General features: G+C 37.2%; 12 protein-coding genes. 7 read left to right on the top strand and 5 right to left on the bottom strand.

Annotation, left to right across the window (positions count from 1 at the left end; translation table 11 throughout):
• Positions 1 to 15: 15 nt before the first annotated feature.
• The 5 genes from CCON33237_RS05405 to murJ are packed head-to-tail and all read right to left on the bottom strand — an operon-like array spanning position 16 to position 6,894.
• On the bottom strand, positions 16 to 1,257 hold the full coding sequence (locus tag CCON33237_RS05405; RefSeq protein ID WP_054196727.1) for a M16 family metallopeptidase: 1,242 nt from the start codon (positions 1,255 to 1,257) through the stop codon (positions 16 to 18).
• Between the two features lie 11 nt (positions 1,258 to 1,268).
• The gene (locus CCON33237_RS05400) at positions 1,269 to 2,342 is read right to left on the bottom strand and encodes a quinone-dependent dihydroorotate dehydrogenase (RefSeq protein ID WP_054197406.1); all 1,074 of its coding nucleotides are present in this window, start codon (positions 2,340 to 2,342) and stop codon (positions 1,269 to 1,271) included.
• 53 nt (positions 2,343 to 2,395) lie between these two features.
• Positions 2,396 to 4,120, bottom strand: a complete 1,725-nt coding sequence (locus tag CCON33237_RS05395) for an ABC transporter ATP-binding protein (protein ID WP_054196726.1) — start codon at positions 4,118 to 4,120, stop codon at positions 2,396 to 2,398.
• Positions 4,113 to 5,507, bottom strand: coding sequence for a cysteine--tRNA ligase (gene cysS, locus CCON33237_RS05390; protein WP_054196725.1), 1,395 nt, complete (start codon positions 5,505 to 5,507; stop codon positions 4,113 to 4,115). The genes CCON33237_RS05395 and cysS overlap by 8 nt, the downstream gene beginning before the upstream one ends.
• A complete protein-coding gene (gene murJ / locus CCON33237_RS05385; RefSeq protein ID WP_054196724.1) occupies positions 5,494 to 6,894 on the bottom strand; it encodes a murein biosynthesis integral membrane protein MurJ in 1,401 nt (466 codons plus the stop codon). The genes cysS and murJ overlap by 14 nt, the downstream gene beginning before the upstream one ends.
• Before the next feature lie 123 nt (positions 6,895 to 7,017).
• On the opposite strand from murJ, the gene CCON33237_RS05380 reads away from it, so the two are divergent.
• The 7 genes from CCON33237_RS05380 (at position 7,018) to CCON33237_RS05350 (ending at position 13,482) form a co-directional block, all read left to right on the top strand.
• Entirely contained in the window at positions 7,018 to 8,931 is a 1,914-nt protein-coding gene (locus CCON33237_RS05380; protein ID WP_054196723.1) for a flagellar assembly protein A, read from the top strand.
• A gap of 17 nt (positions 8,932 to 8,948) precedes the next feature.
• Entirely contained in the window at positions 8,949 to 9,503 is a 555-nt protein-coding gene (ruvA, locus tag CCON33237_RS05375; protein WP_054196722.1) for a Holliday junction branch migration protein RuvA, read from the top strand.
• 10 nt (positions 9,504 to 9,513) lie between these two features.
• Positions 9,514 to 10,554 (top strand): D-alanine--D-alanine ligase, encoded by a 1,041-nt coding sequence (locus CCON33237_RS05370; protein ID WP_054196721.1) that lies wholly within the window; start codon positions 9,514 to 9,516, stop codon positions 10,552 to 10,554.
• Between the two features lie 64 nt (positions 10,555 to 10,618).
• Complete coding sequence (locus tag CCON33237_RS05365) at positions 10,619 to 10,849, top strand: type II toxin-antitoxin system Phd/YefM family antitoxin (RefSeq protein WP_021091404.1); 231 nt, start codon at positions 10,619 to 10,621, stop codon at positions 10,847 to 10,849.
• Positions 10,839 to 11,624, top strand: a complete 786-nt coding sequence (locus tag CCON33237_RS05360; protein WP_054196720.1) for an alpha/beta fold hydrolase — start codon at positions 10,839 to 10,841, stop codon at positions 11,622 to 11,624. Before CCON33237_RS05365 ends, CCON33237_RS05360 begins: the two co-directional genes overlap by 11 nt.
• Positions 11,621 to 13,045, top strand: a complete 1,425-nt coding sequence (locus CCON33237_RS05355) for a Mur ligase family protein (protein WP_054196719.1) — start codon at positions 11,621 to 11,623, stop codon at positions 13,043 to 13,045. Before CCON33237_RS05360 ends, CCON33237_RS05355 begins: the two co-directional genes overlap by 4 nt.
• Positions 13,042 to 13,482, top strand: a complete 441-nt coding sequence (locus tag CCON33237_RS05350; RefSeq protein ID WP_054196718.1) for a hypothetical protein — start codon at positions 13,042 to 13,044, stop codon at positions 13,480 to 13,482. The genes CCON33237_RS05355 and CCON33237_RS05350 overlap by 4 nt, the downstream gene beginning before the upstream one ends.
• Positions 13,483 to 13,488: the final 6 nt, after the last annotated feature.

Genomic DNA, 13,488 nt, shown 5'->3' with positions numbered 1-13,488 from the left:
GCGAATTTTCCACGTTTATTCCTTTTTTAAAATTATTGTTGTGCTGGTTTTTTCATTAAAATATCTATTTGCTATCTCTTTTAAAAGCTTAGCATCAATCTTATCGATATTTTTCTCAAGCTCATAAAGTGGCTTTATATCGCCTCTAGCAAGGTATGAGCCATATAAATTTGCAACCTTACTTGCACTTTCAAACGAATAGATAAAGTCGCTTTTGATTAAATTCTTAACTCTTAAAACATCATCTTTGTCGATTGGTTTATTTTTTAAATCATCTATGATCTTTAAAATTTCAGCCTCAACCACGCTCGCCTCGACGTCTGGGTTGCAAACTGCTAAAAATATAAATAAATTTTCATCGACACAACTCATATTGTAAGCGTAAATTTGATTTACAAGCATTAGCTCATCGACTAATTTTTGCTGCAAAACCGAGCTTTTGCCGGTAGCTAGATATTCACTTATCGCATTTAGACCTACTTGATCGCCGTGTTTAAAATTTGGGATTTTGTAAGCGATTGCTAGCATTTGTGTTTGGCTATCTTTATAGATGATAGCTTTTCTAGCTCCGTCTTGTTCAGGTTCTTTGCAGTGAGATTTTGGGATGGCTCTTTTATTTTTTATACTGCTAAAATTTTTCTTAGCCAGTTTAAACGCCTCATCCTTGCCGATGTCGCCACTTATCATCAAAATCGCATTTTTTGGCTGATAAAAGGTAGCGTGAAATTCTTTTATATTGTTGATATTCCAGTTTTCGATATCTTTTATAAAGCCTATCGGAGTCCAGTGATATGGATGATAGATAAATGCGTGATTGTAGAGCCTAAAGTAAAGGTATCCCATAGGGTTGTTGTCTGTTCGCCATCTGCGCTCTTCATGCACCACGTCTCGCTCTGGCTGAAATTCTTTATCTTTTAAGCTTAAATTTTTCATAAGCTCAGCAAAAAGCCCAAGCGTTTTGTCTAAATTTTCATTTGAAGCTTTTATAAAGTAGTGGGTGTAGTCAAAGCCTGTACTTGCGTTATTTACGCCGCCAAAGCCTTTTACGATCTCATCAAACTCCCCAGCTCGTAAATTTTTGGTTGATTTGAAATTTAGATGCTCTAACATGTGAGCGATACCACTTTTGCCCATCACTTCGTTTCTTGATCCAACTTTGTAAAATACATCGACACTTATCACTTTTGAGCCAGGATTTACTGGTATGTGATAAATTTCTAGTCCGTTTTCTAGTTTTGTTTTATTAAATTTTATCAATCTTTTGCCTTTTATTTTTTAACATCTATGCCGACTGCTTCGCTGATAGAAGCAAAGCCATCTCGTTTTAAAAGCTCTAAAATTTCTAAATTTATATCCCTTGCGATAATCGGCCCTTTAAAGATAAAGCTTGTAAAAATTTGCACTAAATTTGCTCCCATTTTTATGCGCTCATATGCCTCTGCGCCGCTATCTATGCCGCCACATGCGATAAGCGTCGTCTTGCCGTAAAGCTCGTCTGCAACGGCTTTAAAGATCTCTTTTGACTTTTTAGCGATCACCTTGCCGCTTAGTCCGCCAAAATCCTTTAAATTTGACGAGTGAGAGAGCGAGTAATCAACGCTTGTATTTGAAACAAGCACGCCACTAGCGCCGTTTTCTACAGCGCAGCTACAAAGCCTGATCGCATCTTCGTGGCTCATATCAGGAGCGATTTTAAAGATGATTGGTTTTTTAGTAAGCGGCAAAATAACGCTAAAAAGCTCTTTTATAAAGCTCTCATCTTGCAATGCTCTTAAATTTGGCGTGTTTGGCGATGAGACATTTATGACGAAGGTGTCGCAAATTTCACTAAATTCTCTTACTAAAATTTCATAGTCTTTTATTGCGTCTTCGTTTGGTGTGACCTTGTTTTTGCCTATATTTGCCCAGATTGGCAAAGTATAAGGATAAAGTTTTTTGACTCTATTTTTAATAGCCTCACAGCCGTCGTTGTTAAAGCCCATCGCGTTTTGGATGCTCTCTTCGTCTATAAGCCTAAAAAGTCTTGGTTTGTCGTTGCCAGGTTGAGGTTTTGGAGTAAATGTGCCAAATTCTAAATGCCCAAATCCAAGAGCTGTTAGTGCTTCAAACATTGTGGCATTTTTATCAAAGCCCCCAGCTATGCCAACTGGGTTGTGGTAAGTGCTTGAGAATAAATTTTGTTTTAATGCATTGTCATCGACCACGCACTTGTTTGCTACAAAGCTTAATGATCCTGGAAAAATTTTATTTGCTCCGATCATTGCAAGTTCTGCGATCTTGTGGGCAGTTTCAGGATCAAATTTAAAAAATATAGATTTTAAAGTTTCGTAGTTTAAGCTCATTTTAACCTCTTTAAAATGCCTAAAATTTTGTGCAAATCTTAGCAAAAATCGCCTTAAACTAAGGCTTTGCCTTTAAGTTTTGCATAAATTTCATTTCTCTTGCTAAGCTCTTCATCACTTCCGATATCAACTATCCTTCCATCACATAAAAGCGCGATCTTATCAGCACTCTCAACCGTACTTAGACGGTGAGCGATGACAAAGATGATCTTTTTGTTTCTTAGGTTGTTTATGGCCTTTGTGATCTCTTTTTCACTCTCGTTATCAAGTGCAGAGGTAGCCTCGTCAAATATGAGGATTTGTGGGTTTTGATAAAGTGCTCTGGCTATGGCGATGCGTTGTCTTTGACCGCCTGAGAGGTTGGTACCAAATTCGTTTAAGATAGTATTTATACCATCATCAAGCTTGCTTACAAACTCGTAAGCATTTGCTAGTTTTAGTGCGTTTATCACGGCATCTTCGTTAAATTCTCTGCCGTAAGCCACGTTTTTAGCGATCGTATCGTTAAAGATATAGACGCGTTGGGTAACAAGTCCGATATTTTGGCGAAGTGAGTGAATTTTGATATCTTTTAAATTTATGCCATTTATCAAAATTTCTCCGCCATTTACGTCGTAAAATCTCATAAGCAAATTCATAAGCGAGCTTTTTCCGCCGCCACTTGAGCCAACAAGGGCTATAAATTCTGACTTATTTGCCTCTAAATTTATCCCTTTTAAGACCTCTTTATCGCCGTAGCTTAGGCGGACACCCTTAAATTTAATCAAATTTATCTCTTCGTTTAGCTCTTTTTCGCCATCTTTTATCTGGCTTACCTTATCCATCAAGAAAAACGTCCTCTCGCTTGCTGCGATGGCATCTTGCATTTTATTGTATATATTTACGATACGTTTTAGTGGAGTGTAGAGCATGAAAAGTGCAGTTAAAAATGAAAAGAAAGCACCCATGTTTATATTTCCGTCAATGACGTCTTTGCCGCCTATTATGATGACAGCAGCTACTCCGATCGAGCCAATTGTTTCCATTAGCGGGCTTACTAGTTGCTCAATTTTTACAGTTTTAAGATTTAGTTTAAAAAATTTATTATTTTCATCAATAAAACGTGAATGCTCGTATTTTTGGGCATTATTTGCCTTGATGATCTCGATATTTGTAAAAATTTCGCTCAAGGCTGAGGTGATGTCAGATGTCTTTTCTTGTGATTTTTTTGAGATTTTTTTCATCTTTTTAGCAAGGCGCGAGATCGGATAAATCGCTAATGGCATAACAACAAGTGCAAAAAAGGCTAATTTAGGGCTTTGGTATATGACTACACAAAGCAGACCTATGATAGTTACAAGCTCTCTAATAAGCTCAGGTATGATGCTTGAAACAATAGATCTTATGCGCTCTATGTCGTTCGTAGTTCTGCTTATTAGCTCGCCTGTTCTAAAATCATTAAAAAATTTCATATCCAAAGTTAGTAAATTTTCGACCATCTTTTCACGAAATCTTCTAATCGTATCTTGGCCAATATAAGCGGTAAAATAGGCCTGCATAAAAGTTCCAACATTTTTTAACAGATAAATAGCAATGATCGCACATGGTAACAAATAAAGTAATGTTTCGTTTTTTTCAACAAAAATTTTATTAAGTACTGGCTCCACTAGATATGCACTGACCGCTGTTCCGCCACTTGCAAGCCCCATGCCTATAAAGGCTAGGATGAAGTGTGGAATGTAGTCTTTAAAATATGGACCAAAGCGTTTTAGTACATCTTTTAAGCCAAAGTTAGTCATTGTTTTTCTCCCAAACTGTGCCATTTGGTGTATCCATGATAGAGATGTTCATCTTTTCTAGCTCGTCTCTTATCTCATCAGCTCTTGCAAAATTTCTCTCTTTTTTAGCTATCGTCCGCTCATCAAGAAGCCTTTTTATCTGTTCCTTTTGCTCGTTGCTTACACCAAATTGAAGATACTCCACATAGTTTGTGCTAGCAATGCCTAAAATTTCACTTATAAGCTCCAAATTTGCCACTACTTCGGCCTTGTAGGCTTTATCTTTTGGGCTATTATCAAGCCTTTCGTTTGCTGTTTTTACAAACTCATCAACACTTGCAAGTGCTTTTGAAGCGTTTAAATCATCACTTAGTGCCTCAAGAAGTTCATTTTTAAAGCTCTCATTTATTGCACCTGCTTGCACGCCATCAACTCTTTTTTTAAGGCGATAAATTTTATCAAGTCTCTTTTTTGAAGCCACCAAGTCTTCATCTGAATAATTAAAATGAGCCCTATAATGGCTCGTAAGCAAGTAGTATCTAAGCACCTCGCCATGAACGTTTTTTAGGGCATCTTTTACAAAAAAGCTGTTATTTAGGCTCTTGCTCATCTTTTCATTATTTACTTTTATAAAGCCGTTATGCATCCAGTATTTACTCAAATTTTTATGATATGCACATCTGCACTGACTTGCCTCGTTTTCGTGGTGCGGAAAGAGTAGATCGATGCCGCCAGCGTGGATGTCGATCTCAAATTCTTCATTTTCTTTATCGCTTAGAAATTCCCTTATCATCGCTACGCACTCGGTGTGCCAGCCAGGACGACCCTTGCCAAATGGACTCTCATACCATTTCTCGTCAAATTTCCAAAGAACAAAGTCTTTTTCATCTCTTTTTTCACCAAAACTTGCCACGCGTGCGATAAGATCAGTGTTATTGTCCTTGCCACTAATGCTAAAATATCCACTATCCTTACTCGTATCAAAGTAAATTCCATCGCTGGTTTTATAAGCCGCCCCTTTATCCATAAGCAGCTCGATATAGCTGATGATCGCCTCCAGACACTGCGTAGCTTTTGGTTTAAAGTCTGGATCAAGCACGTTTAAAGCGCCCATGTCGCTCTCGTAGTGCGCTATATATTTATTTGTGATATCCTCTAGGCTTTGGCCAGTTTCAGCCATTTTCTTTAAAATTTTATCGTCAATATCGGTGTAGTTTCTTGCAAATTTGACCTTGTAGCCAAGCGCTTTTAATACCCTTCTTAAAAGATCAAAGCTAACGGCTGACTTTGCGTGTCCTAAATGCGCGTCGTCATATACCGTTGGGCCGCACAGATAGATGCTGACCTCGCCATCTTTAATAGGGCTAAACTCAACCTTTTCTCTTTTAGAAGTATCAAAAATTCGCATTAAATATATCCTTTAAAAATGTTAAACCAAAATAGAGCAAAACCGCTAAAACAGCGATGGCGGCTATAAATTTAGGCTCGATTATAGCTAAAAATCGCTTAGCTCCAAAGGCTCTTATGTATAAAATAAGCTGTAAAAATCCCCCAAGCGAGCTTGCAAATGCAAGGCCAGCAGCTCCAAATTTCTGCATCAAAATGACAGCTAGGATCAAATTTATCACAAGGCAGATGATAGAAATTTTGGCTGCCTCTTTTTGCTTCATGTTTGCGTAAAGCCAAAGTGAGAAAATTTTAGCTAGACCAAATGGCGTAAGCCCCACCAAATAGGCACTTAGCACCTTGGCGCATTCAATGGTATTTGCCCTTACGAAATTTCCCCTTTCAAACAAGAGCCAAATGATAAATTCGCTCATTACTACGCCTGTGATTGTGGCTGCTAGCAGGGCGCAAAGTAGCAGGTAAAAGCTCTTTTTTGTCCAAACTAGGGCGTTTACTTCATCTTTTTGCTTTAAAAGCCTGGTGATCTTTGGAAAGAGTGCTTGAGAGAGCGCGATCGCAAAGATGGCAAGCGGAAGCTGAAAAATTCTATTTGCATAAAAAAGGTAGCTTATCGAGCCACTTACCAAAAAGCTAGCCAGCCAAGTATCCATAAATGCGCTTATTTGCATAGCACTTGAGCCAAGTAAGCCATGGTAGAAATTTATAAAAAAGCCTTTACTCTGTGCTCTTTTGCCTTTAAAATATCCGCTTAAACCGCCCCAGAAAATTTTATTTAAGGCGTTAAATTTCATAGCGATTAGATGCACCAAAACCTGCAAGATGCCGCCTGCAACGACGCCAAAGCTAAGATAAAGTGCGACCACACTCTCGCTCTTGCCACGAGCCAAAAGTAGCGAAGCTATCATGGCTAAATTTAGCAGTGTAGTCGAAAAGGCAGTCGTGGCAAAGTGTCCTTTGTACTGAAGCAGCGCACCCATGAAAGTGACGATATAGACAAGTGCTAGGTAGTAGAAATTTATACGCACAAGCGGCACTGCGTCAGTGATATTTTGCTCACTAAGTCCGCTTGCGATGATCTTTATAAAGTAAGGTGTAAATAAATTTACAAGAAGCGTCAAAACGCCTATAAAAAGTAGAAATTTGATAAAAATTTCAGCTTGAAAGACAGCTTTTTTCTTGCTATTTGTAAAATTTGGTAAAAAGGCTTGAGTAAAGGCGCCCTCGCCAAAGATACGGCGAAATAAATTTGGGATTTTAAAAGCTATAAAAAAGAGGTCGCTAAATATGCCAGCACCAAGAATAGAGGCCGTAAGAAGATCTCTAACTAGCCCTAAAACCCTTGAAGTCATGATGCCAACCGAGTTTGAAAAAAAACCTTTTATAAACATCGCTCGCCTAGTAAAAATTTAAAACGCAATAGTAACAAAAGATGCTTTAAAGCTTACATAACCCAAATTTAATAAAATTTTAGAGATAATAAGAGCCAAAAATTTATGTGAAATGGATCAAATTTGAGCGAAAACGTGCAAGAAAACGAGAGATTTTTACCACCAACACAAATTCAAACTTCAACACCTTACATATCGCTTAAAGAGCTAAGTAAACAATATAACATACCGGTGGAATTTATAGATTTTAAGATTTTAAATATCCTAACTTATTACAAAAATAAAGACAATGATGAACCAGTTTATGTACCTGAAGAAAATTTAAACTTTTTTGATGATAATGCATTTTATCTTGACGAGACACTAGAGATCGAGCAAGTCTATGACGTAGAATTTTTTGATGTTAGGCTAAACGCTGTGCCAAAGCTTCCAAAGATAGAAATCGGTGTAAATTCAATAGTTACAAAAGTGGTCGCAAAGGTAAAAGCCACAAAAGATTGTGAATACGAACAGCATTACGAAGATAAACTTTTTGAATATATCGCCAAACAGCTTATGAAAGCTCAAATTTTAATAGGCATAAGGATCGGCAAACTAAAAGACGAGCTAAAACAAATCGCCTCAGTTGTGCATGTAAAGGGCGAACTTGATAAAGACTACATACTAAACATAACACAAGGCATAAATCCAAAAAAAGCTACCGATGCAAAGATACTTTACTACTACAAAGATAAACTTGATGCGATAAAAGAGGAAGATAAGGTTGATTACGCTGATAGAGGTTTTGTTTTTGGTGTAGCACAAGATGAAGTGATAATGGAAGAGAAAAAGTCTCACGAAGGGCAAAATGGCCGTGATGCGAGAGGTAAATTATTAGCAGTAGAAAAGCCAAAAGAAGATACTGGCAAAGAGATAAGTATAAGCGAAAATATAGAGAGAGTAGAAAATGACGATAGCATAATATATATCGCTAAAAAATCAGGATATGTAGTTGAGAAAAATGGCTCATTTGATATTGAAGAGCGTATAGAGATAAATGAAGCAAATTTTAAAACAACTGGCTCTATTCAAGCAGGTACTGACACAAATGTGACTTTGGTGGTTAGGGAAACTGACACTATAAAAGATGCCATCGGCACTGGCATCATCGTGGAGGCTGACGAGATCGAGGTTAAAGGAAACGTCGGTGCAAATGCGATGGTTAAAGCAAATGAAGTAATAATCGGCGGTCAAACACACCAAAAGGCTAAAATTTATGCAAAGAATGCAAAAATTTCTATCCATATCGGTAAGGTTGAAGCTGAAAATGTCGAGATAGATAGGCTAGAAGGCGGAAATGTCGTAGCAAAAAGAGTTAAGATAAATAGTGTCGTTGGTGGCTCTATAACCGCTCAAAATATCCAAATAAACACGCTTGGCTCAAACTGCACTATCACAGCTTCACACTTAATAGACGTAAGATATCTAAGAGGCACTGACAATAAATTTATAATCGATACTAGCAAAATGCCTGAGAGTGCTGAGGCTACGCAAGAGCAGTTAAATAAGATCGAATATACAAAAGCAGAGCTTGCTTCGCTTCTAAAAAATATTGAAACAAAGAAAAATGTCATAAATGAAAATAAAGACTCGATTTATACCATAAAAGCAAAGGTAGAAGAGCTCTCAAAAGCTAAAGTGATACCGCCAGTTACCTTTATGAAAAAGCTAAAAGAGTATCAAGGTCTAGTCAATGAATACAATACTTTGTTAAAAATTTTTAAAGATAAAAAAGAGTTGCTAGCTACTCTAAAAGATGAGCTTGAGATCATGCAAAATGGAATATTTTCTGCAAAAGTGATAAACAGAGGCAACTGGGTTGAATTAAATGAGATTAGATTTGTTATCGTTGATCCTCCACAAAATGTCACTTATATCTCAAAGCAAAATGAAACCGCACATGCTATTACTTTGGAGAAGATCGGCGATGGCGATGAGGCTGAGTATAAGATCAAAAAGTCAAATAAATTAGAAGACTACACAGATACAAATTTCTAAGAATAAAAGGTTAAATGATGATAAAAGCGATCGAAGGTATCGTCAGCAAAAAAGATCCCGCATTTGTGATACTTAAGACAAATAGTGGTGTAAGCTATGGAATTTTTATCTCGCTTTTTTGCTCAGCCAAGCTTAGCAAGGGCGAAAAAGTCGAGCTTGCCATAACGCAGATCATAAGAGAGGACGCAAATTTACTCTACGGCTTTTTAGACGTAAACGAGCAAAAGATGTTTGAAATGCTAATAAAGCTAAATGGAATAGGAGCCAGTACAGCAATGGCAGTTTGCTCAAGCCTTAGCTCGCAAGCATTTACAAACGCCATAATAAGTGGCGATGCAGATACTTTTAAAAGTGTGCCAGGCATCGGACCAAAGACGGCTAGACGTATCATAGCTGAGCTAAGCGATGCAAAACTAATAAGTGACGAGAGCGTGCCAAGCTATCAAAATGAGGCACTTTTAGCACTTGAAGCGCTTGGCTTTAAGCGTGAGAAGATAGTGAAAATTTTGCCTGAGTGCAAGAGTGAAAATACGAGTGATCTTATAAAAGAAGCATTAAAGAAATTAGGATAAGGATAAAAAGATGAATTTAGGTGTGATATTTGGAGCAAAGAGCTATGAGCATGAGATAAGCATAGTTAGTGCGATAGTTTTAAAAAATGTCCTAAAACAAGAGCTAAAATTTATATTTTGTGATGCAAATAGAGATTTTTATCTTATCGAGCAAAAAGATATGAGAGCAAATTTCTTTAGCTCTGGTAAATACAAAAATTCAAAAAAGCTCATTTTATCTAAAGGCGGATTTTTCATACACTCTCTTTTTGGTGATAAAAAAGTAGAGTGCGACGTCATTATAAATTTGATCCACGGCATGGATGGCGAAGATGGCAAGATAGCGGCACTTTTTGACTTTTACGGCATAAAATATATAGGTCCAAGGCTTGAAGTAAGTGCGCTTAGCTACAACAAAGAGCTTACTAAATTTCTAGCACAAAAAGCTGGCGTAAAGGCGCTTGACTATGAGATGCTAACTCGTCAAAGTGAGCCAAAATTTCACTATCCTATTATCTTAAAGCCAGCAAGACTTGGAAGTAGCATAGGCGTAAATATAGTGCATGACGCCAGTGAGCTAGCTTACGCAAAAGACGTAGCATTTGAGTTTGACAAGGATGTGCTTGTCGAGCCTTTTATAAAGGGAGTAAAAGAGTACAACCTTGCAGGCTGTAAGATAGATGGAAAGATAAAATTTTCTATCATCGAAGAGCCAAAAAAGAAAGAATTTCTTGACTACGAGCAAAAATATCTTAGCTTTTCAAATGAAAACAAGGTAAAAGAGGCTGAAATTTCTGAGGAGCTAAAACAAAAGCTCAAATTTAACTTTTCAAAAATTTATGATTGTGGATTTGATGGAGCGATCATTAGATGCGACTTTTTTATGATAGATGATGAGGTCTATCTAAATGAGATAAATCCAAATCCAGGAAGCCTTGCAAACTATCTATTTGAGGATTTTGAGAGCACTTTAAACGCTCTTGCAAACTCACTTCCAAGAGAGCGTAATATAAAGATTGATTATAGTTTCATAAACTCGATCACTTCAGTAAAAGGTCGCGGAAAAATTTAGGCCATTTAGTAGATTATAAAGTAGTTTGTGATATTTTACGTAAAATTTTACACAAAGAGCGACAATGGTAACTTTTACAAAAGACGAAATTTATACAGCAACTGAAGTGGTTAGAAATTTTAGTTCAGTGCTCTCTCGTGTGGGAGCTAATGAATTAAAAAGAGCGGTCATTGTTAAAAATAATAAATTTGAAGCAGTGCTTTTAAATATGGAAGAGTATGAGCGCCTTTGCGAAGCAGTGAGTGTGCTTGAGAGCATTTATACTGCAAAAAAAAGAGAGAACGATGGCGAGTAGGGCGGTAAAGTACGGCTCAAATGAGTTTGATATAAACTACGAGATTGTAAATCCAAAATGTAAAAAAAAGGTACTTTTTCTGCACGGCTGGGGCGCTAATAAAGAGATAATGAAAAAGGCTTTTGGCTTATATTTGAGCGAACTGTGCCACGTTTATATCGATATGCCAGGCTTTGGTAAAAGCTCAATTACTGATCCTTTAAAAACAAGCGATTATGCAAAAATTGTTGAAAATTTCTGTGATGAGCTTGGCATAAAGCCAGATATCATCGTAGGTCATAGCTTTGGTGGCAAGGTCGCAACGCTTCTAAAGCCGCCATATCTTGTGCTTTTAAGCTCAGCTGGCATAATTGTCAAAAAGCCATTTATCGTGCGCGCAAAGATCGCTATTTTTAAAATTTTTAAGCTTTTTGGATTTGGAAAATTTTATAAATTCTTTGCCACAAAAGATGTAAGCGGTATGAGCAGAGTGATGTATGAGACCCTAAAAAACGTAGTTGATGAGGATTTTACAAAGTATTTTGCTAGCTTTAGCGGCAAGGCTTTGATATTTTGGGGCGAAAATGACAAGGCAACGCCTATAACAAGCGGAGAGAGCATACATAAGCTCATAAAAAATAGCTCATTTTTCCCGCTTAGTGGCGATCACTTCTTCTTTTTGCTCCACGCTAAATTTATAAGTGACGAGATAGAAAAAGGGATAAATTTTGAGCTAAATGAAGCAAAAAATGTTGTGCTAGATGATGATGAGAGCGGGATTGAGGAGATAAGATGAGTCTGTTTTTAAACATAAGTACAGTCTTTTTTATTTTTGCACTTGCATTTTATGTGATAACTTGCTTTCAGTGGTTTTCATATAGGCCTGAGCGCGTGCTCTTTCACTTCACAAAGCCCGCTTGGCACATCTTTTTCTTTATTGTGCCGTTGGTGCTTTTTTACACGACTGGCAAGTGGTTTTTTATCTATTTTTACTTTGCGCTTTTGCCAGCTCTTTATCTTTGGCATAAAAAACTTGATAAAAAGCTAGTCTTTACCGCCAGGATCAAGCACTTTTTTGTGATCCTTGCTTGCGCTATCATCTTAAACTACGCTTTAAATTTCATCATCCACAAGGCGTTTTTGGCTCCGATGCCACTTTTTGTCTTGGTTGTGAGCCTATTTTTTAGTGAAATTTTAGAAAAGATAAAATTTCAAGGATTTAAAAACAAGGCACTTAAAAAACTGGGCGCAAATAAAGATCTAAGAATTATCTTGATCACAGCAAGCTACGGCAAAACTAGTATCAAAAATTTCTTATTTGAAATTTTAAAAGATAGCTTTGTCTGCTACAAAACACCTCGCAGCGTAAATACAATGGCTGGCATCATCAAAGATATCAATGAAAACTTAAGCGAGCAAACGCAAATTTACATCGCTGAGGCAGGTGCTAGGCTAAGGGGCGACATCCTAGAGATCACTAAATTTCTAAACCCGCAAATCGTAATCGTAGGCGAAATCGGTGCACAACACATTGAGTATTTTAAAACGCTTGATAATATCCGCTCTACCAAGCTTGAAGCACTTCAAAGCGCTCGTTTGCAAATGGTATTTTTACATAGTTCGACAAAAAAAGAGTCAAGTGAAAATATAGAAATTTACGATGAAAGTCTAAAAGATATCAATGCAAATTTAGATGGAATTTCATTTATGCTTGATGGCAAAAACTACGCTTCGCCGCTGCTTGGTAAATTTAATGCTACAAATTTAGCCGTTTGTATAAAGGTGGCAAAGTACCTAAAGATGAGCAATGAGGCGGTAGACAGAGCGCTATCTAAGATGAAAAACGTAGAGCACCGCTTAAGCAAGATCGAGGCTGGCGGCAAGCTGATAATTGATGATAGTTTTAATGGGAATTTCTCAGGTATGAGTGCAAGCTACGAGCTTGTAAGTACCTACGCTGGCAGAAAAGTGCTGTTAACACCAGGCATCGTCGAGAGCGATGCGGAGCAAAATGCAAATTTAGCCAAGGTGATAAATGAAATTTTTGATCTTGTCATCATCACAAGCTCGCTAAATGCTGAAGTTTTACTAAAGTACATCATAAAGCCAAAGATCATCATCTTAAAGGATAAAAATAAAATGCAAGAAATTCTAGCTCAAAATACGCGTGCTGGCGATCTCATACTATTTTCAAACGATGCACCGAGCTTTATATGAAAAAGATAGTTTTTTTAATCCTAGCTTTAAATTTGGCATTTAGCTTTGACATCGATGATTATGACAGAGGTATTGAGGCGCTAAATGCCGGAGATTACGTAGCTGCGTATGAAATTTTCTATGATGGCTGTGAGCAAAAAGATGTGCTTTCATGCGAGGCTTTGGGCGATATGTTTGTAAATGAAGAGATAAATGAGCAAATGGATAGTGATCTAAAAAAGCACTCAAATATCGAGCTTGGCGTGAGTTATTATATGAAAAGCTGCGACCTTGGCTACCAAAATGCTTGTGATGATGTGATGAGCTTAAGGGATGATTTAAACATAAGCCTTCCAGCTGGTGTTTATGAAAATGCCAAAGCAAGGTACGATGAGATAAGACAAGAAGACGAAAAAGAAGAAGCCTTAAGCGAGCAAAATGTGACTTTGCAAAAATAAATTCTC

Source organism: Campylobacter concisus (assembly GCF_001298465.1).
GTDB classification, from domain to species: Bacteria; Campylobacterota; Campylobacteria; order Campylobacterales; family Campylobacteraceae; genus Campylobacter_A; species Campylobacter_A concisus.
Note: the sequence above shows the minus strand (reverse complement) of the source record. Positions and strands in the feature narration are given on the sequence as shown.

Bases quoted from the DNA above. Each gene is read 5' to 3' on its own strand.
- CCON33237_RS05400 (WP_054197406.1), bottom strand. From the start codon at position 2,342: ATGAGCTTAAACTACGAAACTTTAAAATCTATATTTTTTAAATTTGAT.
- CCON33237_RS05395 (WP_054196726.1), bottom strand. From the start codon at position 4,120: ATGACTAACTTTGGCTTAAAAGATGTACTAAAACGCTTTGGTCCATAT.
- cysS (WP_054196725.1), bottom strand. From the start codon at position 5,507: ATGCGAATTTTTGATACTTCTAAAAGAGAAAAGGTTGAGTTTAGCCCT.
- murJ (WP_054196724.1), bottom strand. From the start codon at position 6,894: ATGTTTATAAAAGGTTTTTTTTCAAACTCGGTTGGCATCATGACTTCA.
- ruvA (WP_054196722.1), top strand. From the start codon at position 8,949: ATGATAAAAGCGATCGAAGGTATCGTCAGCAAAAAAGATCCCGCATTT.
- CCON33237_RS05370 (WP_054196721.1), top strand. From the start codon at position 9,514: ATGAATTTAGGTGTGATATTTGGAGCAAAGAGCTATGAGCATGAGATA.
- CCON33237_RS05365 (WP_021091404.1), top strand. From the start codon at position 10,619: ATGGTAACTTTTACAAAAGACGAAATTTATACAGCAACTGAAGTGGTT.
- CCON33237_RS05360 (WP_054196720.1), top strand. From the start codon at position 10,839: ATGGCGAGTAGGGCGGTAAAGTACGGCTCAAATGAGTTTGATATAAAC.
- CCON33237_RS05355 (WP_054196719.1), top strand. From the start codon at position 11,621: ATGAGTCTGTTTTTAAACATAAGTACAGTCTTTTTTATTTTTGCACTT.
- CCON33237_RS05350 (WP_054196718.1), top strand. From the start codon at position 13,042: ATGAAAAAGATAGTTTTTTTAATCCTAGCTTTAAATTTGGCATTTAGC.